The sequence below is a fragment of the Mycobacterium saskatchewanense genome (genome assembly GCF_010729105.1).
GTDB lineage: Bacteria > Actinomycetota > Actinomycetes > Mycobacteriales > Mycobacteriaceae > Mycobacterium > Mycobacterium saskatchewanense.
Window position 1 is genome coordinate 65,864 of sequence record NZ_AP022573.1, and the last position, 23,622, is coordinate 89,485.

The following is a 23,622-nucleotide window of genomic DNA, read 5'->3' on the forward strand; positions in this document are numbered from 1 at the left end:
CTCCGATGGCCGTCCGCGCCGGCCCCCGCGGCCTGACGGGGTGGGCGAGTGCCGGTCTGGCGGTGCTGTTGCTGACCGCCTTCGCGCTGACCGGCTGTTCCGGTAGTGCCGCCTCGCAGATCGATTACGTGGTCGACGGCCCACTTTCCACCTACAACACCAACACCGTGGCGGGTGCGGCGTCCGCCGGGGCGCAGGCGTTCGCCCGCACGCTGACCGGCTTCGCCTATCACGGTCCCGACGGGCAGGTGGTTCCCGACCGCGACTTCGGCACCGTGTCGGTCGTCGGCGGCTCGCCGCTGGTGCTTGACTACCAGATCGCCGACAACGCCGTCTACTCCGACGGCAAGCCGGTGACCTGCGACGACCTCGTGCTGACCTGGGCCGCGCAATCGGGCAAGTTCCCCGAGTTCGACGCCGCCAGCCAGGCCGGCTACGTCGACATCGCCAACGTCGACTGCATCCCGGGGCAGAAGAAGGCCCGGGTGTCTTTTGTCCCGGACCGCAGCGTCGTGGACTACGCCCAGCTGTTCTCCGCGACCTCGCTGATGCCGTCGCACATCATCGCCGACCGGCTCAACGTCGACGTGACCGCGGCGCTGCTCAGCAGGAACGGGCAGCTCGTGGAGCAGATCGCCAAACAGTGGAACACCATCTGGGACCTCAAGCCGGGCCTGGATCTCAAGCTCTTCCCGTCATCGGGGCCGTACAAGATCGAGTCGATCCTCGATCACGGCGGGGTCGTGCTCGTCGCCAACGACCGGTGGTGGGGCCCCCGGGCGATCACCAAACGGATCACGGTGTGGCCGCAGGGACCGGACATCCAGGACCGGGTGAACAGCCGCAGCGTCGACGTCGTGGACGTCGCGTCCGGCTCCTCGGGGGCGCTCGCGCCGCCCGACAACTACGACCGCAGCGAGTCCCCGTCGGACGGTATCGAGCAGCTCATCTTCGCTCCGCAGGGCCCGCTGTCGCAGCCCAAGGCCCGACGCGCGGTCGCGCTCTGCACGCCGCGCGACACCATCGCCCACGACGCGGGGGCGCCCATCGCGAACTCGCGGCTGGCTCCGGTCGCCGACGACGCCGTGTCCGCCGGGGACGGGGCCCCCGACGCGGGCCAGTTCGGCAAGGCCGACCCGGCCGCCGCGCGGGAAGCGCTCGGCGGGGCGCCGCTGTCGGCGCGGATCGGGTACCAGGGACCCAACGCGCGGCTGGCGGTCACCGTCGGTGCGATCACCAAGTCGTGCGCCGCCGCGGGGATCGCGATCTCCAGCGTCACCGTCGATTCCCCCGCGGCGCTCAAGGACGGAAAGATCGACATGTTGCTGGCGAGTACCGGCGGCGCGACCGGCAGCGGGTCGACGGGATCGTCGGCGATGGACGCCTACGACCTGCACAGCGGCAACGGCAACAACCTGTCCGGCTACTCGAATCCGCAGGTCGACGGCGCAATCAGCGCGCTGGCGGTCTCGGCCGACCCGGCCGAGCGCGTCAGGCTGCTGGCCGAGGCCGCCCCGGTACTGTGGGGCGATATGCCGACCTTGCCCCTCTACCGTCAGCAGCGGACGCTGCTGTTGTCGAAGAAGATGTACGCCGTGAGCAAGAATCCGACCCGCTGGGGCGCGGGCTGGAACATGGACCGATGGGCGCTGGTCCAGTGACGGGTGCGGGGGTCCGTTCGGTGGGCGACCTGATCGACTCCCTGACCCGGAAGGTCGCCGATTTCCCCGAGCCCGGAATCCAGTTCAAGGACCTGACGCCGGTGTTCGCCGACCGCGAGGCGATGACGGCGGTCACCCACGCGTTGGCCGACATCGCGTCCGCCGCCGACCTGGTGGCCGGCATCGACTCGCGCGGGTTTCTGGCGGCGGCGGCGGTCGCCGGTCGATTGGGCACCGGCGTGCTGGCCATCCGCAAGGCCGGGAAGCTGCCCCCGCCCGTGCACTCCGAGCGGTACGACCTGGAGTACGGCACCGCCACGTTGGAAATCCCCGCCGACGGCATCGATCTGCGCGGCCGCCGCGTGGTCATCATCGACGACGTGCTGGCCACCGGCGGCACCTTGGGCGCGGCGACCCGGTTGCTGGAGCGGGTGGGGGCCGACGTGACCGCGGCGGCGGTGGTCATCGAGCTGACCGCGTTGGGTGGCCGCGAGGCCGTCGCGCCGCTGCGGGTGCACAGCCTGAGCAGGGCGTAGCGGTGAGTCGGCGGGCCGCCGCCGAATCGACGGAAGTGCTGCGAAAGCTGTTGGGCTACATCGCGTATTACCACGACGAGGATGGACGCCCGCCCTTTCTGGTGTCGCATGCCTGGACGGCGGGCCCGAACATCCTCCTGGTCTACGAGGCGCCGCTCTCGGCCGTCACCTGGGGCCTGTGCGGCGACACCAGGGAGTCGATCGTCGGCGTCGGCCCCCGGTCGCCGGTGGACGATGCGGCGTATTGCTACTACGTGTGCGACCTGGAGGAAGGCCGCGTGTCGGCGTCCTCCCCCACCCGGGCGACCCGGGCACCATCTACTGGCTCGGGTTTCCGCGCGACGGCCTTCCGCCACGGCCGTCACACCTTCCGGAGGCGTATCGAACACGCCACCCCCCGCGGCGCCGCAGAAGCGGCGGCCGGAACGTCCCGACCAGCCGTTTCACCCACGTCGCTACGCCGATCCGTCCTGAGCGACGCCGGGTTGTCGCAGAGCGTCCGGCGCAGGCGCGCTTTGGCGATATCCTCAAATGGAGATCGGAGGTGACCACGTGGTGAACGACCAGGGCGCAACGCAGGCTCTCGACGTGCCCGCTGAATCGCCCGCGTCGCCGCGTGCCGGCGAGCCGGCCTCGGGGCCGGCCACCGCGCCGCTGCCGGTCGGCGAGGCGCCGGAGCAGCCCACCGAGACCCTGAAGACGTCGAGCAGCGCGTCGCGTCGGGTCCGCGCCCGGCTGGCGCGACGGATGACGGCCCAGCGCAGCGCGCTCAACCCGGTGCTGGAACCGCTGGTGGCCGTCCACCGCGAGATCTACCCCAAGGCCAACGTGCAGCTGCTGCAGCGGGCGTTCGAGGTCGCCGACCAGCGGCACGCCACCCAGCTGCGGCACTCCGGTGATCCGTACATCACCCACCCGCTGGCCGTCGCCAACATCCTGGCCGAATTGGGCATGGACACCACCACTTTGGTGGCCGCGCTGCTGCACGACACCGTCGAGGACACCGGGTACACGCTCGAACAGCTGTCCGAGGAGTTCGGCGAGGAGGTGGCGCACCTCGTCGACGGCGTCACCAAGCTGGACCGGGTGGTCCTGGGCACCGCCGCCGAGGGCGAGACGATCCGCAAGATGATCACCGCCATGGCGCGCGATCCCCGCGTGCTGGTGATCAAGGTCGCCGACCGGCTGCACAACATGCGCACCATGCGCTTCCTGCCGCCGGAGAAACAGGCCCGTAAGGCCCGCGAGACGCTGGAAGTCATTGCGCCCCTTGCGCATCGGCTGGGTATGGCCAGCGTCAAGTGGGAACTCGAAGACCTGTCCTTCGCGATCCTGCATCCCAAGAAGTACGACGAGATCGTCCGGCTGGTGGCCGGCCGCGCGCCGTCGCGGGACACCTACCTGGCCAAGGTTCGCGCCGAGATCACCAACACGCTGAACGCGTCGAAGATCAAGGCGACCGTCGAGGGCCGCCCGAAGCACTACTGGTCGATCTACCAGAAGATGATCGTCAAGGGGCGCGACTTCGACGACATCCACGACCTGGTCGGCATCCGCATCCTGTGCGACGAGATCCGGGACTGCTACGCGGCCGTCGGCGTGGTGCACTCGCTGTGGCAGCCGATGGCCGGGCGGTTCAAGGACTACATCGCGCAGCCCCGCTACGGCGTGTACCAGTCGTTGCACACCACGGTCGTCGGGCCGGAGGGCAAGCCGCTGGAGGTGCAGATCCGCACCCGCGACATGCACCGCACCGCCGAGTACGGCATCGCAGCGCACTGGCGGTACAAGGAGGCCAAGGGCCGCAACGGCCTTCCGCATCCCCACGCCGCTGCCGAGATCGACGACATGGCGTGGATGCGGCAACTGCTCGACTGGCAGCGGGAGGCCGCCGACCCCGGCGAGTTCCTGGAGTCGCTGCGTTACGACCTTGCGGTACAAGAGATCTTCGTGTTCACCCCCAAGGGCGACGTCATCACCCTGCCGAACGGCTCGACCCCGGTGGACTTCGCCTACGCGGTACACACCGAGGTCGGCCATCGCTGCATCGGCGCCCGGGTCAACGGCCGCCTGGTCGCCCTGGAGCGCAAGCTCGAAAACGGCGAAGTCGTCGAGGTTTTCACGTCCAAGGCGGCCAACGCGGGACCGTCGCGTGACTGGCAGCAGTTCGTGGTGTCGCCGCGGGCGAAGACAAAGATCCGGCAGTGGTTCGCCAAGGAGCGCCGCGAGGAGGCGCTGGAGGCCGGCAAGGAGGCGATGGCCCGGGAGGTGCGCCGGGGCGGGCTTCCCCTGCAGCGCCTGGTCAATGCCGAGTCTATGGCCGCGGTCGCCCGCGAGCTGCACTACACCGACGTCTCCGCGCTCTACACCGCGATCGGCGAGGGCCACGTGTCGGCCAAGCACGCCGTGCAGCGGCTGCTGGCCGAGCTGGGCGGCATCGACCAGGCCGAAGAGGAGCTCGCCGAGCGGTCCACGCCGACGACCATGCTGCGCCGCCCCCGCAGCAGCGACGACGTCGGCGTCTCGGTGCCCGGCGCGCCCGGCGTGCTGACCAAGCTGGCCAAGTGCTGCACCCCGGTGCCCGGCGACGCGATCATGGGTTTCGTCACCCGCGGCGGGGGAGTCAGCGTGCACCGCACCGACTGCACCAATGCGGCGTCGCTGCAGCAGCAGTCCGAGCGCATCATCGAGGTGCTGTGGGCGCCGTCGCCGTCGTCGGTCTTCCTGGTCGCCATCCAGGTCGAAGCGCTCGACCGGCACCGGCTGCTGTCGGACGTGACGCGGGTGCTGGCCGACGAGAAGGTGAACATCCTGTCGGCATCCGTCACGACCTCGGGTGACCGGGTTGCGGTGAGCCGCTTCACCTTTGAGATGGGCGACCCCAAGCACCTCGGCCACCTGCTCAACGTCGTGCGCAACGTGGAGGGCGTTTTCGACGTCTACCGGGTGACGTCCGCCGCCTAGCTGTCGTGACCCAGCGCCGCGCTACTCCTCGGCGCTCGGCGCCGAAATTGCGGTGAGGGTCGCGATCTGCCGGGCGGACCACGACCGCTGCGGCAATCTCGGCGGCAAGTAAGCGGACACGACGCGCCCCCGCCGCCCCGAACCGAATCTCCGCCGCGCTGCCGGCCGCCACGAACCCCTCCTGGCGTCGGCCGTCTGCCAAGTCAGCGAGGTGTATCCCGTCTGGTCCGTTCTAGCCGACCCGCACGGATTTGATCGTGACCGTTGACGCGGGCATGCCCGTCTGACGATCACCGGCAACCCCGGCGCCGGCGATCTTGTCGAGGATCGCCAGTCCCGTCTCGTCGATCGAACCGAGCACGGTCGACGTGGGCTCCATCTCGGTGTCCTTGAACACCAAGTTGAACTGGCTGCCGTTGGAGTTGGGCCCGACGGTGGCCAAGGCGATCGTGCCGCGCGGATACAGCACGGTCTGGCGGAGCGCCGGGTCGGCGGGGGCGTACTGGTCGGTGGGATATTCGTCGGCGAATTCGTAACCCGGACCGCCGCTGCCCTCGGGGCCGGGTCCGCCGCACAGCAGCATGCCGCCGTCCGGCTGGACGGTCAGCCGGCCGCACTCGGAGTTGTCGAAGAACTGCTGGCGGGCCAGGCTGGTGAAGCTGTTGACGGCGCACGGAGACTCGGCGTTGGCGAGGCGGATGCCGATGTCACCGAAGTTGGTGGACAGGATGGCCGGGATCTCCGGCGGGTCGGTCGAGACCTTTCCCGCCGGCGGGGGATTGACGGGCTTGCTGGCGGGCTCCGACGACGGCGGGTACTGGCAATTGACGCCCGGGTCGGTCGGCGGCGCGAACGCCGGCAGGGGCGGGACGGTCGGGGCCGCCGCGCCGGTCGACCCGGCTCCCGCCCTGTTGGGCACCACCTCGCGGACGGGGGTGCTCGACGCCGCGCTCGTTCCCGCGCCGTCGTCCCTGGTCACCAGGGCGATGACGAGCGCCACCACCGCCACCAGCGCCAGGACGGATGCGCCCACGACGCCCAGCAGCAAGCGACGGGACTGCGTGGGCGGGCTCGGGGCCGGTCGCGGCTCGGGGACGCCGGCGGGCGGCAGCGGTGGGTGGGGCACCCGCTGGGTGGGGGGCTGCATGGGTGGTGGCGGCGGCGCCCAGGCCGGAGCGACGGCCGGGCTGCCCAACGCCGCCCGCGCCGCTTCGGCGAACTCGATGGCCGATTGATACCGCTGGTCGACGTCCTTGGCCATGCCGCGGGCGACCACCGCGTCGAGCTCCGCCGGGATGCCGGGGGCGTCCGCCGAGGGCCGTGGCGGCGGCGTGTACAGGTGCGCATTGAGCTGCTCTTCCAGGCTGTCGCCGGCGAAGGGCCGCTTCCCGGTGAGGCATTCGTACAGCACGCAGGCCAGCGAATAGATGTCGGCGCGGTGATCCGTCGTGCCCCTGAAGCGCTCGGGCGCCAGGTAGGCCACGGTGCCCATCGTGTGGCCGGTCTGGGTGAGCGCGGTGTCGGTCATGGTGCGCGCGAGGCCGAAGTCGATCAGGTAGACGAAGTTGCGGGCCGTGGTGACCAGGATGTTCTTCGGCTTGATGTCGCGATGAATCAGGCCCGCCGCGTGGGCGGTGTCCAGTGCCGCGGCTACTTGTTCGATCACCGCGACCGCCTGCTCGGGGCTGAGCCGACCCCCGCTTTCGGCGATGAACTCGCTCAGGTCGCGGCCCTCGATCAACCGCATGTCGACGTACAGCCGGCCGTCGATCTCGCCGTAACCGTGGATGGGCACCACGTGCGGGTCGTTGAGGCCCGCCGCTATGCGGGCCTCCCGGCGGAAACGCTTCTGAAAATCCTCATCTTCAGCCAGGTGCGGGGGGAGCACCTTGAGAGCGACGACCCGGTCGGTCGCGGGGTCGAAGGCGCGGTACACCCGCCCCATGCCGCCACGCCCGAGCAACCCCTGGATCTGATAGTGGCCGAACGTTTCCGGATCGATGCTCACCCAAAGACCATAGGCGAATCACGGCCGTGTAGAGGGTAACTCGTACCGATCCGACGGTCAGTCGAGCAGCAGCGACTTGATCGTGACGTCGATGGCCGGGGCCCCGTCTTCGCCGCCGCCGGCGACGCCCGCCTTGGCGATCTTGTCGAGGGTGGCCAGCCCGTCGGGCTGGATGGTGCCGAAGACGGTGTACTGGGGCGGCAACTGAGAGTCCTTGTAGACCAAGAAGAACTGGCTGCCGTTGGTGCCCGGTCCGGCATTGGCCATCGCCAGCGTGCCGCGCGGATAGATGACCGGCTCCTGCGCCTTCGGGTCGTTCGGCGGGTACTGATCGGTCGGGTACTCGTTCGCGAATTGGTATCCCGGCCCGCCGGTGCCGTCGCCCTTGGGGTCGCCGCATTGCAGCACGCCCAGGCCCTGCGAGGTGGTGAGCCGGTGGCACTTGGTGTTGTCGAAGTATTTCTGGCCGATGAGGCTGGCGAAACTGTTTACGGTGCAGGGCGATTCGTTGTTGGCCAGCATCAGCCCGATATTGCCCTGGCTGGTGGCCATGCTCGCGCTCACCTCAGCGGGATCGGTCGGGACCTTGCCGGTGCGCGGCGGCTTGACCTGCTTGGCGGCCTGGTCCGACGACGCCGGGTACTGGCAGTTGGCGCCCAGGTTGGCCGAGGGCTTGAACGGCGGCAGCGGCGGAACGGCCCCCGGCTGCGTGGGGGGCGGCGTCGTCGACTCGGTGGTGCTGCTGGGCGCGGACGACGTCGCGGCGGTGTTGCTCTTGTGCTCGTGCTTAGTGTTGACGATCGCGATCACCACCACGGCGATCACGGCCACCGCCGCGATCGAGCCGGCCGCGATCACGATGATGCGACGCCGTCGGGCCTGCTTCGCGCGGCGCTCCAGCTGGCGTTCGAGTTTGCGCTTGGCGTTGGCGCGGCGCTGTTCGTTGGTCGGCACGGCCGGTACGCCTCCATGTTGGGTGAGTTTGGGCCCGAGTTCGCCCGCTCAGGCTAATGTCCGCGCCGCGACCCGTGTCAAGCGGCCCTGCCGGAGATGGGAAACTGGGAACCGTGTTGATCACCGGATTTCCCGCCGGCATGTTGCAGTGCAACTGCTACGTGCTGGCCGAGCGGCCCGGGGCGGACGCCGTCGTCGTCGATCCGGGACAGCGGGCGATGGGCCCGCTGCGGCGCATTCTCGACGAGAATCGGCTGACCCCGGCCGCGGTGTTGCTGACCCACGGGCACATCGACCACATGTGGTCCGCGCAGAAGGTGTCGGACACCTACGGTTGCCCCACCTTCATTCACCCCGAGGACCGGTTCATGTTGAAGGACCCGATTTACGGGCTGGGACCGCGGATGGCGCAGCTGGTAGCGGGCGCGTTCTTCCGCGAGCCCAAGCAGGTGGTCGAGCTCGACCGCGACGGGGACAAGCTCGACCTGGGCAATGTGAGCGTCAGCGTCGATCACACGCCCGGGCACACGCGCGGCTCGGTGGTATTCCGCTTCGCCCAGGCGGCCAAGTCCGGCGCCGACGTGGTGCTCACGGGCGACACGCTCTTCGAGCGCTCGGTGGGGCGCACCGATCTCTTCGGCGGCAGCGGCCGCGACCTGCTCACCTCGATCATCGGCAAGCTGCTGGTCCTCGACGACGACACCGTGGTGCTGCCCGGGCACGGCAACGCCACCACCATCGGCGCCGAGCGACGCCTGAATCCGTTCCTGGAAGGCCTCAGCCCGTGACGGAGTTCTCGGCGTTTTCTGCGCCCAAGGGGGTGCCGGACTACGTGCCGCCCGACTCCGCGCAATTCGTGGCGGTGCGCGACGGGTTGCTGGCCGCGGCGCGCCGGGCCGGGTACGGCGACATCGAGCTGCCCATCTTCGAGGACACCGCCCTGTTCGCGCGGGGTGTCGGCGAGTCGACCGACGTGGTGTCCAAGGAGATGTACACGTTCGCCGACCGTGGCGACCGCTCGGTGACGTTGCGGCCCGAGGGCACGGCCGGCGTGGTCCGCGCGGTGATCGAGCACGGCCTCGACCGCGGCGCGCTGCCGGTCAAACTCTGTTACGCCGGGCCGTTCTTCCGCTACGAGCGTCCGCAGGCCGGCCGCTACCGCCAGCTGCAACAGGTCGGCGTCGAGGCGATCGGGGTCGACGATCCGGCGCTGGACGCCGAGGTGATTGCGGTCGCCGACGCCGGGTTCCGCTCGCTGGGGCTCGACGGGTTCCGGCTGGAAATCACCTCGCTGGGTGATGAGACGTGCCGCCCCCTTTACCGGGAGTTGTTGCAGGACTTCCTCTTTGGGCTCGACCTGGACGAGGAGACCCGGCGGCGCGCCGAGATCAACCCGCTGCGGGTGCTCGACGACAAGCGCCCGGCGGTGCGGGCCATGACGGCCGACGCGCCGGTGCTGCTCGACCACCTGTCCGACGTCTCCAAGCAGCACTTCGACACCGTGCTGGCGCATCTGGACGCCCTGGGCGTGCCGTACGTGATCAACCCGCGCATGGTCCGCGGGCTGGATTACTACACCAAGACCACGTTCGAGTTCGTGCATGACGGGCTGGGCGCGCAATCCGGCATCGGCGGCGGCGGCCGCTACGACGGCCTGATGCACGAGCTCGGCGGACAGGATCTGTCCGGCATCGGTTTTGGGCTCGGCGTGGACCGTACCCTGCTGGCCCTGCGCGCCGAGGGCAAGAGCGTGGGGCAGACTTCGCGCTGCGACGTGTTCGGAGTGCCGCTGAGCGAGCCCGCCAAGCTGCGGTTGGCGGTGCTGGCCGCGCAGCTGCGTGCTGCGGGTGCCCGCGTCGACATGGCCTACGGCGACCGGGGGCTCAAGGGCGCGATGCGCGCGGCGGACCGCTCCGGGGCGCGCATCGCGCTGGTGTTCGGGGATCGCGACATCGAGTCGGGGACGGTCGGCGTGAAGGACCTCGCCACCGGCGACCAGGTGTCGGTGCCGACGGACGCCGTCGTTGCGGAGGTGCTTTCCCGGCTGAGCCGGTGAGAGGTCAGGTCCCGCTTTCGCGGCCGATCGATGTGATCGTTCTTGCCGCGATTTCGCGCAGTGCCGCCGCGTCGGCATCGGAACGCGAACGCAGATTGAGGGCGTAGGTGAGCGAGATCAGCATGTCGGCCGCCGCATCGAGGTCGGCGTCGGCAGGCACTTGTTCGCGCCGGCGGGCGGTCTCGAGCGCGACGCGCATCGCGTCCCGCAGCTGCCGGTGGTGCCGATCGAGGAATCCGCGAATCTCCGGGTCCCGGACCTCGATGCCGGCGTTGGCGTTGGTGATCATGCAACCCCAGCCGGCGAAGGAACTCTCGCAGCGCAATTGGATCAGCGCGTCGAAGAAGTCGGTCACCGCCGCCAGTCCGCGATCACTGTCGGTGAGGTGGCGCAGCGCCGGGGTGGCCCAGGTATCGATGTAGCGCCGCAACGCCGACACGTACAGGCTCTGCTTGTTGCCGAAGGTGGCGTACAAACTCGAGCGGTTGAGGCCGGTCGCGGAGGTGATGTCCTGAATGCCCGTCGCTGCCATGCCATTTCGCCAGAAAAGCGCTACTGCGGCGTCGAGAGCGGCGGTCACGTCGAAATGCTTGACGTCGGGCATGTTCCTCAAACAACGATCTCGATCGGGGCTTCCACCGTAACATGCGTGCTGTTATCTTGAACTGAGCGTTCCAAGATAGCGGAGTTAGAGGGGACGGCGTGCGCGGCGAGGTAGCGGGACTGATCGAGGCGCACCAGCGTGCGGGCCACTTCGTCGACGTCGCGGGAGTGCGAACGTTCGTGCGCGACGAGGGCAGCGGTCCGGTGCCGGTGGTCTGTGTGCACGGAGTGCCGGTCTCGAGTTTCCTGTGGCGTCGGCTGCTTCCCGAGCTGGCCGGCCGGGGCCTGCGGGGCGTGGCGCCGGACCTACCCGGCCTTGGCTTATCCGCTCGCCCAGCGCATTTCGACTACTCGTGGACGGGATTGGGCCATCACCTCGCGGCGACCCTCGACGCGCTGGATGTCGACCGGTTCCACCTCGTGGTGCACGACATCGGCGGCCCGGTGGGTTTCGAGGTCGCCGCCCGCGCCCCGGAGCGGGTCGCCTCGCTGACGATCCTCAACACGATGATCGAGGCCCACACGTTTCGGCGGCCGCCGCCGATGAAGCCGTTCGCGTGGCCGGTCCTGGATCGCTTGTGGCTCGCCGCGGGCCGCGGGCCGGTGTTTCGTCTGTTGATGCGCCTGACCGGCCTGTCGCCCGACTCGCCGACCACGGACGCCGAAATCGATGTCCACCAGAGACTTCTGTTCGGCCCCGACGGTGCGCGGGCCTTCCGCCGGATCATGCGTGGGTTTGAGACGACGCGTGCGAAGACGGACCTCTATGCCTCCGCGGTGTCGGGCACCCGCTACCCCGTCCAGGTCCTGTGGGGCGCGGACGATCCGTTCCTCACGCTGAACAAACACGGCCGGATCGCGGCACGCCTGGCCGGGCTCGAGGGGCCGACGGCGTTACGCGGCCGGCACTTCGTTCCCGAAGACAGTTATGTGGAGCTCGCCGATCACATCGTCGCGCTCACGGGGCGCGCCGAGGCCCGCTGACATGGCGGCGCAACTCCCGCTGCATCAACTCGTCGCGGTATGGGAAGGCAGGTCGTCGATCCCGCCCGCGCGGTGGCAAGGGGACTTCGCGGGCACGACGCAACCCACCGAACCGGTGCCATAAGAGGTAACGTCGGGGTTTCCGGTGGTTTCCAACGGTCATCTGACGGGAGCAACCATGAGGCGCAGCATCGTCGGCGGCCTCGCCGCCCTCCTGACGGCCGTTGCGCTGATCGTCGCCGCGCCGCCGGCCAGCGCCGGCTGCCAGTACGGCGGAGCCTTCCTCAGCAAGTGCGACGGCCCCGTCCAGCCAGACGGCACCTGGCAACGATGCGTGGCGTTCACCCACTTGGTCCTCAGCGGCGCCAGCTCGTTCCTCATGCCCGAGCGGCGCTGCGACGTGATGGGCCCCGACGAGCGGCCCCCGGACTTCTCCTTCTCCGACCCGCCCACGCACATCGACGACTGAGCCGGCTTGACTCTTACTCGAACTGATGTTCGAATAAGGGGATGCGCTGGGCGAGTCAGGCCGTCGCGGTCAACGGGGCGCCCGTCGAGGACGGGGCACTGCCCGGGCTGCAGCGGATCGGCTTCCTCCGCAGCGTGCGGGCGCCGCAGTTCGAGGGCATCACGTTTCACGAGGTGCTCTGCAAGTCGGCGCTGAACAAGGTGCCGAACGCCGCCGCGCTGCCGTTCCGGTACACGGTCAACGGCTACCGCGGCTGTTCGCACGCCTGCCGCTACTGTTTCGCGCGGCCCACCCACGAATACCTGGACCTCGATTGCGGCGCGGACTTCGACACCCAGGTGGTCGTCAAGACTAACGTCGTCGAGGTGCTGCGCCGGGAGTTGCGGCGGCCGTCGTGGCAGCGCGAGACCGTCGCGCTGGGCACCAACACCGACCCCTACCAGCGCGCAGAGGGCCGCTATGCGCTGATGCCCGGCATCATCGGCGCCCTGGCCCAGTCCGGTACGCCGCTGTCCATCCTCACCAAGGGCACGCTGCTACGGCGCGACCTGCCGCTGATCGCCGATGCGGCGCAACAGGTTCCGCTGTCGGTCGCGGTGTCGCTGGCGGTCGGCGACGCGCAACTGCACCGCGACGTCGAGCCGGGCACGCCGACGCCGCAGGCGCGCCTGGGCCTCATCACCGCGATCCGCGACGCCGGCCTGGGCTGCCACGTCATGGTCGCGCCGGTGCTGCCGCATCTCACCGACTCGGTCGACCACCTCGACCGGCTGCTCGGGCAGATCAAGGCGGCCGGCGCCAGCGGGGTCACCGTCTTCGGCCTGCACCTGCGCGGCTCGACCCGCGGGTGGTTCATGGCGTGGCTGGCCCGCTCGCATCCTGAACTGGTCGGCCGCTACCGCGAGCTATACCGGCGTGGCGCCTACCTGCCGCCGGGCTACCGCGACATGTTGCGGGACCGGGCGGCGGCGTTGATCGCCAAACACGGGCTCGGGGGCGACCACCGCCCCTTTCCGCGCGCCGCCGCGGCCGCGGCCGCACCCGCCCAGCCGACGCTGTTTTGACTACTTCGGGTTGTCGCGGCGCGGCTTGGTCAGGGTGAACTCGTCGACCACGGTCACGGCGCCCAGCGGCCCGCTCTGGGCGTAGTGGGTCGCCCTGATCGAGGTGTTGCCGCCGGGCTGACCCGGGTCGACGTCGAAGGACGCGAAGCCGTACGCGTTGTCGCGGTCGCGGAATGCCGACCACGGCGCGTCCTCCAACACGTAGATCGGCGCCTTGCGGCCGAGCCCCGGATCGAACGCGCCGACGCCGGTCAGCACCCGGCACCGCGGCTGGGGGAAGAAAAACCCGTTGGTCGGGGCGGAGGTACCGCCGCCGCCGATGACGAGGTGCACCGTGCCCCGGGTGGCGTCGATGAGGTCGGACCGGGTGTCCACGGGTATCGGCGTCCGGGTGTCGGTCGGCAGCGTTCCGCGCAGCGGGTGCGACCGTTCGTAGTGGTGTTCGTGGCCGCACACCACCAGGTCGACCTGGTACCGATCGAACAGCGGCAGCCACTGCTCGCGGATCCCCAGGTCGGCGCCGTTGGCCTTGTCGGCCGTGGAGATCGCCGTCTGATGCATGCAAACTACCACCCAGTCGATGCCCGGGTCACGCCGGGCGGCATCGAGTTCGGTTGCGAGCCAACGTTTTTGCTCCCCACCCGAGTAGCCGTGCACGTAGAAGTTGCCGCCGTCCTGGAACGCCACGTCGTCGTTGTTCAGGCTGATCACCCGCACCGAGCCGGCGGTGAACGAGTACCACAGCCCGCGAAGCTCCGCCCCGGCGCCCGAGTCGGGCAGCGCGAAATACGTCTGGTAGGCGCCGTAACCGACTGGCCCGTTGCCCAATTCGTTCTCGTGATTGCCGGCGGCCGGCATCCACGGCCGGAACCGCGCCGAGCGGGTGTTGTTCTCGAACCAGTTCGCCCAGGTCCGCACCCGGTCCTGGGCGAGGTTCGCGTAGCACAGGTCGCCGTTGACCAGGTTGAACAGCGGGGCCAGGCGTTCGATCGCCAGCGTGGTGTCCGCGGCGGCGGGCGACCCGATGTTGTCGGTGCCGTAGCTGCCGTCGGGCAGGCGTTCCAGCGTGGGCGTGGACTGATCGCCGAAGCTGGTGAAGCGCAGGGCTTTCCGTCCCGAGGGGGCGGTGCGCACGGTGCCGGTCTCCGGGTCGGCGCCGTCGTGCACCGCGGCGTAGACGTAGTCGGTGTCGGGGATCAGGCCCGTCAGTCGGGCGTGGTAGACGCGAACCTCGACGCTCGACTTGGCGTCCCGATATGTCCGGGTCTCGGCGGGGACGGTGCTGCCGAAGCCGGACGCGGGCGTGCCCAGCATGACGCGCGGGTTGCGGACGGCCTCGATGGTGTGCCACGACACCACCACCTCGGTGGCGGCGTCCCTGCCGAATTGCAGGTGCAGGCCGGACACCGGGGGCGCGCCGTCGCGGTCCGGCTGGTACCAGACCCCAGCGTGCGGGTGCGACCACAGCACCGCGGCCCCGCCGCCGATGCCCGCCCCGAAGACGGCGGATGCGGCGCTCGTCGTCAGCAGCCTGCGCCGGCTGATGCCCGTGGCGGGATCGTCGCTCATAGTTGCTTCATACCGGAACCACGTAACGAATCCGGTAGCGTCTCCGACATGGGGAACGTGCAGAAAGTGACCAGCGCGATCTCGAAAGCCGGATGTGCGGCGTTTGCTGCAGCGCTCGCGATGGCGGTCACGCCCGCGACCTCATTTGCCGATCCGGCCGGCCATCAGGTGACGTACACGATCACCGCCACCGGCAACCTGACCGGCAACGTGCGCTACATGAACACCGATCCGCCCAGCCAGGCCGCCTACGACGCCAACTCGTCGCAGTACATGAACTCCGTTCAGACGGCGTTCACCGCGGGCCAGCCGCTGGTCTACAACGCCACGCTGGCCGACCCCAACCAATGGGCGATCGTCACCGCCAGCGGCGGGTGCCACTGGCCGGACTGCGACTCGTCGAACACCCCGCAGATCCAGTGCCAGATCGCCGTCGACGGCCAGGTCGTGGTGACCCAGAGCGCGACCACCGGGGTGACCTGCTCGACGCGGCGCTGGTAGACAACTCGGTCGCCCGGCCGTCAGATCGCGAGCTGTCCCGAGAGGCGGCCGAGGCGCTGCAGTGTGGCGTCGTCGAGCCCGGTGATCCGCACCGACTTGCCCTTGCTGGCGTACTTCTGCCGGATCGAGTCGAGGCTCGCGACGCTCGATGCGTCCCAGATGTCGGCGTCGGTGAGGTCGATGACGACGCTGTCCGGGTCGTCCACGTAGTCGAACTGGTGCACCAAATCGTTGCTCGACGCGAAGAACAGTTCCCCGCGCACCCGGTAGGTCCGGGTGCGGCCCCCCGCATCCGGGGCATCCAGGGGTTCCACCGTCGTCAGGTGGGCGACCCGGCGAGCGAACGCGATCATCGCGGTGAGCACGCCGAGCACCACGCCGATGGCGAGGTCGTCGGTCGCCACCGTCGCGGCGACGGTGACGAGCATGACCAGCGTTTCGCTGCGCGGCATGACCCGCAGCGTGGCCGGTGCGATGCTGTGCCAGTCGAACGTCGTCACCGACACCATGATCATCACCGCGACGAGGGCGGCCATCGGGATCAGCCCGACGACGTCGCCGAGCGCGACCAGCAGCACCAGGAGGAACGCCCCGGCGAGAAAGGTGGACGCCCGGGTGCGCGCCCCGGACACCTTCACGTTGATCATGGTCTGGCCGATCATGGCGCATCCACCCATGCCACCGAAGACGCCGGTGATGATGTTCGCGACGCCCTGACCCCACGACTCCCGCGTCTTGTTCGAGGGCGTGTCGGTGATGTCGTCGACGAGCTTGGCGGTCATCAGCGACTCGAGCAGCCCGACCAGCGCGGCGCCCAGGGCATAGGGGGCGATGGTCGCCAGGGTTGCCCCGGTGAACGGGACGTGCGGCAGGCCGGGCACGGGAAGCGAATTGGGCAGTGCCCCTTGGTCACCCACGGTGGGCACGTGCCAGCCGAAGGCGAGCACCGCGACGGTGATCAGCAGCACCACCACGAGCGGCGGCGGAACCGCGGTGGTCAGCCGGGGCAGGAAGACCATAACGGCCAGGCCCACCGCGGTCAGCGGGTACACCAGCCAGGTCACGCCGACGAGGTGCGGTAGCTGCGCGACGAAGATCAGGATCGCCAGCGCGTTGACGAAGCCGACCATCACGCTGCGCGGGATGAACCGCATCAGCTTGGCGACGCCGACGGCGGCCAACAGGATCTGGATGGCGCCCGCCAGGATGATGGTGGCGACGAGATAGTCCAGCCCATGTTGGCGCGCGACCGGGGCGACCACCAGGGCCACCGAGGCCGTGGCGGCCGAGATCATGGCCGGCCTGCCGCCGAAGACGGCGATGCTCACGGCCATGGTCACCGACGCGAACAACCCGACGCGCGGGTCGACACCGGCGATGATCGAGAACGAGATGGCTTCCGGGATCAGCGCCAGCGCGACCACCAGGCCGGCCAGCGCTTCGGTGCGCAGCCGGGCGGGGGAGGGCAGGCGGGCGGGTCTGCTCAGGCTGATGCTCACCGCGGATCTCCTTCGGTGTGGGGCTTCGGCGCGGGGCGCCGTCGAGCTAGGCGAGTGTCGGGCCGTGCCCGAGGAACTCGAGGATGGCGGCGCGCCGCCGCTGGAACGGCTCGCCGAACTGGGCCTCGGCCGACCGCGGCCGGTCGACGGCGATAATGTCGGCCACGGTGGCGGGGCGGTGGCTCAGCAGCACGACGCGGTCGGCCAGCAGCAGCGCTTCGTCGACGTCGTGGGTGACGAACAGGATCGTCATCTTCTGTGCCTCCCACACCGACACCAGCAGCTTCTGCATGTCGAGGCGGGTCTGGGCGTCCAGCGCCCCGAAAGGTTCGTCCATGAGCATCACCCGCGGTTCGCAGGCCAGGGTGCGGGCGAGTTGGACCCGCTGCCGCATGCCGCCGGACAGGTGCCCGGGCAGGTGGTCGAGGTAGTCGCCCAGGCCCACCTGCTCGAGTCGGGCCGCGGCCTGGCGCCTGAGTTCCCTGCCCCGCACGCCGCGCAGCTTCAGCGGGTACTGGACGTTCTTCAGCGCGGTGCGCCACGGGAAGAGCGCGTCTTCCTGAAAGACCATGGCGCAGTGGGCGGCATTGCCGGTGACGGCCGCGCCGTCGACCATGGCGGTGCCGCCCATCGGCTGCAGCAGACCGGCGAGGGCGCGCAGGATGGTCGACTTCCCGCACCCCGACGGTCCCAGGAGGACCACGATCTCGCCGGGCTCGACGGTCAGGGACACCTGGGCGGCCGTGACGCCGTTGAAGCCCAGGCGCAGGTTGTCGAGGGTGACCGCGGCGCCGATGCTCATCGCCCGGTCCTCGGCAGCCAGCGGTTGACGCGGCGTCCGAGGCGCTCGACGAGCCACGCGGTGGCCAGGCCCAGGGCTCCGATCGAGATCATGCCGACGACCACCCCGGGGTAGTCGAGCAGGCCGTACGACTGCCACGTGTAGTAGCCGATGCCGAACTGCCCGGAGATCATCTCGGCGCTGACCACGCAGATCCACGCGACGCCCATCGCGACCGAGAGGCCGGCGAAGATGCCCGGCAGCGCGCCCGGCAGGACGACGTGCCAGAGCACCGACAACCGGCCCGCGCCCATCGTCTTGGCGGCGTCCTCCCACACCTTCGGTAGCGAATCCATCGCGTGGATGGTGCTGACGAGCGCCGGGAAGATGGCGGCGAAGAAGGTGATGAACACGATGCCCTGCTCACTGGACGGGAACAGCAGGATGGTCAGCGGAACCAGGGCGATTGCGGGTATGGGCCGGACGATTTCGACGAAGGGGCGCAACGTCATTCGTGCGATCGACGACCGCCCGATCAGGACGCCCAGGGCGATGCCGGCGACCGCCGCGAGCCCGAACCCCAGCAGGATGCGCTGCAGGCTGGCCAGCAGGTCGTCGTAGTAGCCGCTCGACGTCACCCGGGCGAGCAGCGCGTGCAGCACGCTGGCCGGCGTCGGCATGCGGTTGAACCGCAGCCACGCCACCACGTTGTGGTCGGTCAGCACCTGCCACAGCGCGACGAACACCGCGACGGGCACGAGCGGCAGGACGGTCGCGGCGGCGCGGTGGCGGGCGGACGGCGAGGTGAAGAGCTCCCTGGAGATCCGCCACCGCGAATCCACGGTGGCGGCGGAGCGGCTGGGCCGGACTCTCAGGTTGCCCAGGGTGAGGGTGTTGGTCATCGAGTTTCCTTTGCTCGGAGCGCGTTAACCGGATGATCGCGACAGCGACACCGCTGTGGCGTAGGAGATCGGGGTTGTTTGCGGGTGTTGCCCGCGGTAGGTGTCGGCGGCCTCCTGGGTGGCGAAGGGCTTGTACCGCTGGGTGGGGGGCGCCGCCGGGTCGACAAGCCACGTCGCGTGGTCGGCGAAAAGCCTTGTGGCCGTGACGGTGTCGGGGGTATAGGCGGCGCGCACCTTCGCGGTCGCAGCCGCGACATGACGCAGCAGGCAGGTCGGGGTGGCGGCGGCCTCGGTGTGGTCGGCGCCGGCGAGCCACAGCTCGGAAGCCTGCGGGGCGTCGCCGACCGGCTGCCCGCACAGCCCGTCGTCCCCGGTGAGCCGGTCGGGATTGGTCAGGTCGTCACGGCGCCGCTCGTAGTCGGACCCGAACAGCCGCCGGACGTACGCGTCGTTGACGAATGCGCCGACGTCGAACGACCGCGCGACCGAACCCCGTTGCACGAGGAACCCTTTGATCTGTTGCAGGGCGTCGGCGAACTGCCGCTTGGCCGTCATGTCGAACGACACCAGGCCGTTGGGGCCGTTGTACAGGTAGACGACCTCGGGTTCGATGCCGGTGAGCTTGCCGACGCGCAGCGCCGCCGGCAGGGGGTTGGCGACGAGGTAACTCGTCGTCACCGACATCGCCGACATGAACGCGGCCATGACGCCGGGGTTGCGGTCGGCGAACTGCTTGCGCACCACCACGCCGTGAAACGTGGGCACGTTGTTGTCCCCGCCGTCGTACAGCAGGCGGCCCTGGTTGCGAAAGACCACGAGTTGCGGCCAGGGCACGAACTGCCCGAGCGCGTCGACCTGGTGGCCGTCGATGGACGACGCCCCGACGGCCGGGTCCTGGTTGACGATGTGCACCGCGCCCGGGGCGATCCCGGACCGGCGCAACGCGGTGGACAGCATGCCGTCGCCGGCGGAGCCGAGGCTGGTCGAGACCCGCTTGCCGACCAGGTCGGTGAGTTTGGTTGCCGGGGACGTCGCGGGCACCACGACCTGGTTGAGTGATCCCCGCAGGCTGTAGCCGGTGACGGCGACCAATTCGGTCTCGGCGTCGGCGTACTTCTTCGTCTTCGATCCGTTGGTCAGCAGGGGATAGTCGCCCATGGATCCGATGTCGACGTGAGAGGCGATCATCTGCGCGGTGAGCGGTGCGCCGGACGAGAAGTCCTGCCACACAACGCGATACTTCCTGCCGGTGCTGGCGCCGAGCGCCTTGAGGGCGTTCTCGAAGTCGCCGCGATCGCGCATCAGTGTCCCGGCGTTGACGGTGTTGATGGTCTTGGACTGGTACCCGACGTTGATCACGTCGGTCGGTTCACCGAGCAGGCCGCAGCTCGTCAGCGACGAGGCGGCCAGCATTGCACCGGCTGCGACGACGGCCATCGAATGACGTTTGCGGGACACATGACCAGACTCCGAGCAGTCTGTTACCTGCCGATCAATGAAGGTTGCCTCGCAGTTACGCCATGCGAACCGGCGGATTTGCCCAGCTCAGCTGGGGTGCGGACCGAGATCCGAGAGCAGCGATTCCGCCCAGGCGGATGACGCCGAAGTTACGCCACCGGGCATTTGCTGGCAACGGCGGTCGGAACCGGGAAAAGTGGCCGGCGTGGAAGGACCGTGCCTCACCGAGCCCGATTACCGGTTCACGTTGGCCAACGAGCGGACTTTTCTGGCCTGGCAGCGCACCGCTTTGGGGTTGCTGGCCGCGGCGATCGCGGTGGCGCAATTCATGCCGCCCCTCGCCGTGCCGGGGCTGCGGCACATCGCGGGCGGCGCAATCGGTGTGCTGGCGATGGCGACATCCGCCACCGGCTGGTCGCGCTGGCGCCAGGTCGACGACGCGATGCGCCGCGGCGGCCCGCTGCCGCGGCCCGTCGGTCCTGGCATGCTGGCCGCCGGGCTGCTTTCGCTCGGCGGGCTGCTCGTCGGTCTCGCGCTCGCCGCAGGCTGATGACCTCCGATACCGGCCTGCAGCCGGAGCGCACGGTGCTGTCGTGGCGGCGCACGTCGATTGCGTTGGCGGGCAACGGAATATTGGTCATGCTGAAGGATCCGCTGGTGCAGAACCGCAGCCCGGGACAGCTCGCGCTGGCCGGCATCGTCGTCGCCGCCGCGACGCTGTTCTACCTCGCCGGCCGGACGCGCCAGCGGATCCTGTGTGACCGCCCGCCGTGTGCTGGACCGGCGACCGAGGTGGCCGTGGCCGGTGCCGCCATGCTGGCGCTGACCGCCGCGGCGGTGGCGTACCTGGTGCTGCCGTTGATCTGACCGACCACCAAGCGGCCCGAAAAGTGATAGCAGCTTTATCACAATTCTCCAGGAGGTCGATGCCTTGGCCATCTCCGAATGCTGCGACGGCAGCAAGCGAGCGGCGTCGGTCGAGGCCCGCACCCGCATCGAGGAGCGCGCGGCCAGCATGGTCAGCAACCTCATGGTGGTGCTCTGCGCGGACCAGCCGCCCTCGCCCGTGGTCAACACCGGCACGCTCTACACGTGAGCGACCGCCGGCAGGTCCTGCTCCGGGTCGACCCCGCCGTCCACGAAGCGCTGAGCCGCTGGGCCAACGACGAGTTTCGCAGCCTCAACGGGCAGATCGAAATGATCCTGCGCCGGGCGCTCGACGACGCCGGGCGGATGCCGAAACATGCGGCGCCCCCGCCCAAGCGGGGCCGTCCGAGGATGACGAACGCCCCGGTGGAGTGACCTCCACCGGGGCGCCGCCGTCGCGATGTCAGGAAGCGCGCTGGCGCGGAACGTAATCGATGGGCGCCCCGGACGGGATCAGGTCCTCGGTCTCGACGCTCGCCTCGAACTGCCGGATCAACCGGCGGGCGTGCTGCATCACCCACCACCGCACGAAGGTCTGGTTCACGGCCTCCCGCTCCTTCGGGTCCTCGAGGAGGTTGATGATGCGGGCGAAGCCCAGCGGGATCTCCGGGTCGTGGAAGTGCTGCTGGCGCTTGAAGCTGATCTTGAACTGCGACCATTTGACGGCGTGGAGTTCCTCGTTGAGCCACACCATGCAGCCCTCGCGGTTGGATTCCTCGGCGCCGGAGAAGAATTCGCGCTGATCGATGCCGTCGATGATCCGGTCCGTGGGAGGGCTGCAGCCGGCCCACCGCAGCAGGGTCGGGAACATGTCGGTGACGTGCACCATCTCGTTGCTCTCGCGCACCGGCACCTGGCCGGGGTAGCGGATCAGGCAGGGCGTGCGGATGCCGCCCTCGGCCGAGCTGAAGTAGGAGCCGTCGAAAAAGCCCGCGGTGCCGCGGCCGAGCAGGTGGTCCTCCGGGCCGTTGTCACCGGCGAACACCACCACCGTGTTGTCCTCGATGCCCAACTCCTTGAGCGCGTCGAGGATGCTCCCGAAATCGTGGTCGAGCATCAGCAGTGAGTCGCCCCACTCGCCATTGGTGCTCTGCCCCTTGAACTCTTCGCGCACCACCATGGGGAAGTGCATCAGCGAGTGGTTGTGGTAGAGGTAGAACGGCTTTCCCGCCTCGACGCTGCGCCTCATGAACGCCTTTGCGCGGCGGTCGTACTCGCCGTCGACCTCGCCCTTCAGCTTGACCGTGAGCTGCTGGTCGGTGGTGCGGACGCCGTCCTGCTCGGTGCCCTCGTACATGTACGAGTAGCCGTCCCGCTCCCCGTCGTACCAGGGGTCGTCGGGCCACAGGCACTCGTCGTAAGTCCTTGCCGGGCCGTACCATTCGTCGAATCCGTGGTCGGTGGGCCACCGGCCGTCCTCGGCGCCGATGTGCCACTTGCCATAACAGGCGGTGGCGTAGCCGGCCTCGGACAGGATGTCGGCGATGGTGCGCTCCCAGGCGACGATTCCGCCGTCGTTGCCGCCGAGGGCGATGGTGTGGTTTCCGGAGCGGATGGGGTAGCGCCCGGTCATCAGCGCCGAGCGGGTCGGCGTGCACTGCGGTTCGACGACGAAGTGGGAGAGCTTGAGCGCCTCCGTGGCGAACTCGTCGATGCGCTTGGTGTCGGCCCCGCGCAGGATGCCACCGCCGTAGCAGCCGAGCTCGCCGAGGCCGAGGTTGTCGACGTGAAAGTAGACGATATTGGGTTGTTCGGGCATGACGGTATTACCTCGCAATCGATTTCGTTCGGTTCGGGGTTTGGTGAGGAGTGGTGACTGCGGCCAGGCTTACGGTGGCTGGTCGCGGGGTGTGGTGGTGACCAGGGAGCAGCGGTCCCCGCGGTAGCGAACTGTCTCCAGGTCGAAGGGCGTCCCGTCCTCGAGGTGCGTGAGCCGGTGCAGGAGCAGCAGCGGGGCTCCGGGCCGGACGCGCAACAGCTCCGAGGTGGTGGCGTCGGCCAGCACGGACTCCACGGTGATCTCCGCCCATCCCAGGCGGACGCCGAGTTTGGTCTCGATGATCGTGAAGACGTCGTCGGAGTCGAAATTGGCGTCGAGCGGGATCGCGCCGGCGCGCAGCGAGGTGGTGTCCAGCGACAGCGGCACCCCACCCACCGAGCGCAGCCGTTCGATGAACAGGATCGGCGCGTTCTCCGGCAGCTGCAGCTTCGCCGCCACGAACGGCGTGGCGGTCGACTCGCGCACGGACAGTACCCGGTTCTCCACCGGGATCCGGTGCCCGGCCAGGGATTCGGCGAGGCCCTCCAACCGGTCCAGGTGCTGGCGGAGCTTGGCGCCCGTCACGAAGGTGCCCGAGCCCTGGACGCGGGTGATGAGCCCCTCGGCGCGGAGCAGCTTGAGCGCTTCCCGAATGGCGTTGCGGCTCACGCCCAATTCGGCGGCCAGCGCCGACTCCGACGGCAGCGCCGGACGGGCCGCCGCCAGGCCGCCGAACGCGCCCTCGAGGATCTGGCCGCGCAGGACGTCGCGGACCCAGCGGGCCGCGTCGGCCCGGGTACCGGCGTACTCCCGTGTCGGCGGACGCGGAAAGTCCTTCGGGGGAATGTGGGGCCGCCGGGGCATGGCACTACTGTGCCAGCTGGAAGCGGCGGTGGCGGTATACCGAATGTTACGCCACCTGCCCCC

General features: G+C 69.5%; 23 protein-coding genes and 1 pseudogene. 14 read left to right on the forward strand and 10 right to left on the reverse strand.

Annotation, left to right across the window (positions count from 1 at the left end; translation table 11 throughout):
- The first annotated feature begins 5 nt into the window (after positions 1-5).
- The 4 genes from G6N56_RS00360 to G6N56_RS00375 are packed head-to-tail and all read left to right on the forward strand — an operon-like array spanning position 6 to position 5,161.
- Positions 6-1,661 carry an ABC transporter substrate-binding protein gene (locus G6N56_RS00360; RefSeq protein ID WP_085257503.1) on the forward strand — a complete coding sequence of 552 codons (1,656 nt, stop codon included), beginning with the start codon at positions 6-8 and terminating at the stop codon, positions 1,659-1,661.
- Positions 1,643-2,197 carry an adenine phosphoribosyltransferase gene (locus G6N56_RS00365; protein WP_085257502.1) on the forward strand — a complete coding sequence of 185 codons (555 nt, stop codon included), beginning with the start codon at positions 1,643-1,645 and terminating at the stop codon, positions 2,195-2,197. Before G6N56_RS00360 ends, G6N56_RS00365 begins: the two co-directional genes overlap by 19 nt.
- A 2-nt stretch (positions 2,198-2,199) precedes the next feature.
- Positions 2,200-2,745 carry a hypothetical protein gene (locus G6N56_RS00370; RefSeq protein ID WP_180150447.1) on the forward strand — a complete coding sequence of 182 codons (546 nt, stop codon included), beginning with the start codon at positions 2,200-2,202 and terminating at the stop codon, positions 2,743-2,745.
- Complete coding sequence (locus G6N56_RS00375) at positions 2,729-5,161, forward strand: RelA/SpoT family protein (protein ID WP_180150449.1); 2,433 nt, start codon at positions 2,729-2,731, stop codon at positions 5,159-5,161. Before G6N56_RS00370 ends, G6N56_RS00375 begins: the two co-directional genes overlap by 17 nt.
- 232 nt (positions 5,162-5,393) lie before the next feature.
- Here the strand turns inward: G6N56_RS00375 and G6N56_RS00380 are convergent, their stop codons facing one another.
- Entirely contained in the window at positions 5,394-7,169 is a 1,776-nt protein-coding gene (locus G6N56_RS00380; protein WP_163645073.1) for a protein kinase domain-containing protein, read from the reverse strand.
- Between the two features lie 57 nt (positions 7,170-7,226).
- A complete protein-coding gene (locus tag G6N56_RS00385; protein WP_085257720.1) occupies positions 7,227-8,123 on the reverse strand; it encodes a peptidylprolyl isomerase in 897 nt (298 codons plus the stop codon).
- 113 nt (positions 8,124-8,236) lie between these two features.
- Here G6N56_RS00385 and G6N56_RS00390 point away from each other — a divergent pair, with 113 nt between their 5' ends.
- Complete coding sequence (locus G6N56_RS00390) at positions 8,237-8,911, forward strand: MBL fold metallo-hydrolase (RefSeq protein WP_085257721.1); 675 nt, start codon at positions 8,237-8,239, stop codon at positions 8,909-8,911.
- Complete coding sequence (gene hisS / locus G6N56_RS00395; RefSeq protein WP_085257722.1) at positions 8,908-10,179, forward strand: histidine--tRNA ligase; 1,272 nt, start codon at positions 8,908-8,910, stop codon at positions 10,177-10,179. The genes G6N56_RS00390 and hisS overlap by 4 nt, the downstream gene beginning before the upstream one ends.
- Positions 10,180-10,183: 4 nt before the next feature.
- Here the strand turns inward: hisS and G6N56_RS00400 are convergent, their stop codons facing one another.
- The gene (locus G6N56_RS00400; protein ID WP_085257723.1) at positions 10,184-10,783 is read right to left on the reverse strand and encodes a TetR/AcrR family transcriptional regulator; all 600 of its coding nucleotides are present in this window, start codon (positions 10,781-10,783) and stop codon (positions 10,184-10,186) included.
- A gap of 98 nt (positions 10,784-10,881) precedes the next feature.
- On the opposite strand from G6N56_RS00400, the gene G6N56_RS00405 reads away from it, so the two are divergent.
- From G6N56_RS00405 to G6N56_RS00415, 3 genes are all read left to right on the forward strand, one after another.
- Positions 10,882-11,766, forward strand: a complete 885-nt coding sequence (locus G6N56_RS00405; RefSeq protein ID WP_085257724.1) for an alpha/beta fold hydrolase — start codon at positions 10,882-10,884, stop codon at positions 11,764-11,766.
- Positions 11,767-11,944: 178 nt separating this feature from the next.
- Positions 11,945-12,235: a CDGP domain-containing protein gene (locus G6N56_RS00410; protein WP_085257725.1), complete on the forward strand. Its 291-nt coding sequence runs from the start codon at positions 11,945-11,947 to the stop codon at positions 12,233-12,235.
- Positions 12,236-12,276: 41 nt separating this feature from the next.
- The gene (locus G6N56_RS00415; protein WP_085257726.1) at positions 12,277-13,299 is read left to right on the forward strand and encodes an Rv2578c family radical SAM protein; all 1,023 of its coding nucleotides are present in this window, start codon (positions 12,277-12,279) and stop codon (positions 13,297-13,299) included.
- Here the strand turns inward: G6N56_RS00415 and G6N56_RS00420 are convergent, their stop codons facing one another.
- Positions 13,300-14,868 carry a purple acid phosphatase family protein gene (locus G6N56_RS00420; protein ID WP_085257727.1) on the reverse strand — a complete coding sequence of 523 codons (1,569 nt, stop codon included), beginning with the start codon at positions 14,866-14,868 and terminating at the stop codon, positions 13,300-13,302.
- Positions 14,869-14,916: 48 nt separating this feature from the next.
- Between G6N56_RS00420 and G6N56_RS00425 the strand changes: the two genes are divergently transcribed.
- A complete protein-coding gene (locus G6N56_RS00425; RefSeq protein WP_085257728.1) occupies positions 14,917-15,369 on the forward strand; it encodes an Rv2576c family protein in 453 nt (150 codons plus the stop codon).
- 20 nt (positions 15,370-15,389) lie between these two features.
- Here G6N56_RS00425 and G6N56_RS00430 read toward each other — a convergent pair whose 3' ends face one another.
- From G6N56_RS00430 to G6N56_RS00445, 4 genes are read right to left on the reverse strand one after another with little or no spacing between them, the layout of a single operon-like run.
- A complete protein-coding gene (locus G6N56_RS00430) occupies positions 15,390-16,868 on the reverse strand; it encodes a SulP family inorganic anion transporter (RefSeq protein WP_085257729.1) in 1,479 nt (492 codons plus the stop codon).
- A 46-nt stretch (positions 16,869-16,914) separates the two neighbouring features.
- Entirely contained in the window at positions 16,915-17,670 is a 756-nt protein-coding gene (locus tag G6N56_RS00435; protein ID WP_085257730.1) for an ABC transporter ATP-binding protein, read from the reverse strand.
- Positions 17,667-18,551, reverse strand: a complete 885-nt coding sequence (locus G6N56_RS00440) for an ABC transporter permease (RefSeq protein WP_085257731.1) — start codon at positions 18,549-18,551, stop codon at positions 17,667-17,669. Before G6N56_RS00440 ends, G6N56_RS00435 begins: the two co-directional genes overlap by 4 nt.
- Before the next feature lie 24 nt (positions 18,552-18,575).
- The gene (locus tag G6N56_RS00445; protein ID WP_085257748.1) at positions 18,576-19,988 is read right to left on the reverse strand and encodes an ABC transporter substrate-binding protein; all 1,413 of its coding nucleotides are present in this window, start codon (positions 19,986-19,988) and stop codon (positions 18,576-18,578) included.
- A 226-nt stretch (positions 19,989-20,214) separates the two neighbouring features.
- On the opposite strand from G6N56_RS00445, the gene G6N56_RS00450 reads away from it, so the two are divergent.
- From G6N56_RS00450 to G6N56_RS00465, 4 genes and pseudogenes are all read left to right on the forward strand, one after another.
- A complete protein-coding gene (locus G6N56_RS00450; protein WP_232069179.1) occupies positions 20,215-20,559 on the forward strand; it encodes a YidH family protein in 345 nt (114 codons plus the stop codon).
- Positions 20,559-20,876: a DUF202 domain-containing protein gene (locus G6N56_RS00455; protein ID WP_085257733.1), complete on the forward strand. Its 318-nt coding sequence runs from the start codon at positions 20,559-20,561 to the stop codon at positions 20,874-20,876. The genes G6N56_RS00450 and G6N56_RS00455 overlap by 1 nt, the downstream gene beginning before the upstream one ends.
- A 130-nt stretch (positions 20,877-21,006) precedes the next feature.
- A pseudogene (locus G6N56_RS00460) lies at positions 21,007-21,105 on the forward strand (SPFH domain-containing protein); the annotation flags it as partial.
- Positions 21,102-21,311: a type II toxin-antitoxin system antitoxin gene (locus tag G6N56_RS00465; protein ID WP_085257734.1), complete on the forward strand. Its 210-nt coding sequence runs from the start codon at positions 21,102-21,104 to the stop codon at positions 21,309-21,311. The pseudogene G6N56_RS00460 and the gene G6N56_RS00465, both read left to right, overlap by 4 nt.
- A gap of 28 nt (positions 21,312-21,339) precedes the next feature.
- On the opposite strand, the gene G6N56_RS00470 is transcribed toward G6N56_RS00465, so the two are convergent.
- On the reverse strand, positions 21,340-22,695 hold the full coding sequence (locus G6N56_RS00470; protein WP_085257735.1) for an arylsulfatase: 1,356 nt from the start codon (positions 22,693-22,695) through the stop codon (positions 21,340-21,342).
- Between the two features lie 69 nt (positions 22,696-22,764).
- Positions 22,765-23,559: a GntR family transcriptional regulator gene (locus G6N56_RS00475; RefSeq protein ID WP_085257736.1), complete on the reverse strand. Its 795-nt coding sequence runs from the start codon at positions 23,557-23,559 to the stop codon at positions 22,765-22,767.
- Positions 23,560-23,622: the final 63 nt, after the last annotated feature.

Bases quoted from the DNA above. Each gene is read 5' to 3' on its own strand.
- G6N56_RS00415 (WP_085257726.1), top strand. From the start codon at position 12,277: ATGCGCTGGGCGAGTCAGGCCGTCGCGGTCAACGGGGCGCCCGTCGAG.
- G6N56_RS00440 (WP_085257731.1), bottom strand. From the start codon at position 18,551: ATGACCAACACCCTCACCCTGGGCAACCTGAGAGTCCGGCCCAGCCGC.
- G6N56_RS00475 (WP_085257736.1), bottom strand. From the start codon at position 23,559: ATGCCCCGGCGGCCCCACATTCCCCCGAAGGACTTTCCGCGTCCGCCG.
- G6N56_RS00375 (WP_180150449.1), top strand. From the start codon at position 2,729: ATGGAGATCGGAGGTGACCACGTGGTGAACGACCAGGGCGCAACGCAG.
- G6N56_RS00365 (WP_085257502.1), top strand. From the start codon at position 1,643: ATGGGCGCTGGTCCAGTGACGGGTGCGGGGGTCCGTTCGGTGGGCGAC.
- G6N56_RS00445 (WP_085257748.1), bottom strand. From the start codon at position 19,988: ATGGCCGTCGTCGCAGCCGGTGCAATGCTGGCCGCCTCGTCGCTGACG.
- G6N56_RS00420 (WP_085257727.1), bottom strand. From the start codon at position 14,868: ATGAGCGACGATCCCGCCACGGGCATCAGCCGGCGCAGGCTGCTGACG.
- G6N56_RS00435 (WP_085257730.1), bottom strand. From the start codon at position 17,670: ATGAGCATCGGCGCCGCGGTCACCCTCGACAACCTGCGCCTGGGCTTC.
- G6N56_RS00360 (WP_085257503.1), top strand. From the start codon at position 6: ATGGCCGTCCGCGCCGGCCCCCGCGGCCTGACGGGGTGGGCGAGTGCC.
- G6N56_RS00455 (WP_085257733.1), top strand. From the start codon at position 20,559: ATGACCTCCGATACCGGCCTGCAGCCGGAGCGCACGGTGCTGTCGTGG.
- G6N56_RS00400 (WP_085257723.1), bottom strand. From the start codon at position 10,783: ATGCCCGACGTCAAGCATTTCGACGTGACCGCCGCTCTCGACGCCGCA.
- G6N56_RS00470 (WP_085257735.1), bottom strand. From the start codon at position 22,695: ATGCCCGAACAACCCAATATCGTCTACTTTCACGTCGACAACCTCGGC.
- G6N56_RS00410 (WP_085257725.1), top strand. From the start codon at position 11,945: ATGAGGCGCAGCATCGTCGGCGGCCTCGCCGCCCTCCTGACGGCCGTT.
- G6N56_RS00425 (WP_085257728.1), top strand. From the start codon at position 14,917: ATGGGGAACGTGCAGAAAGTGACCAGCGCGATCTCGAAAGCCGGATGT.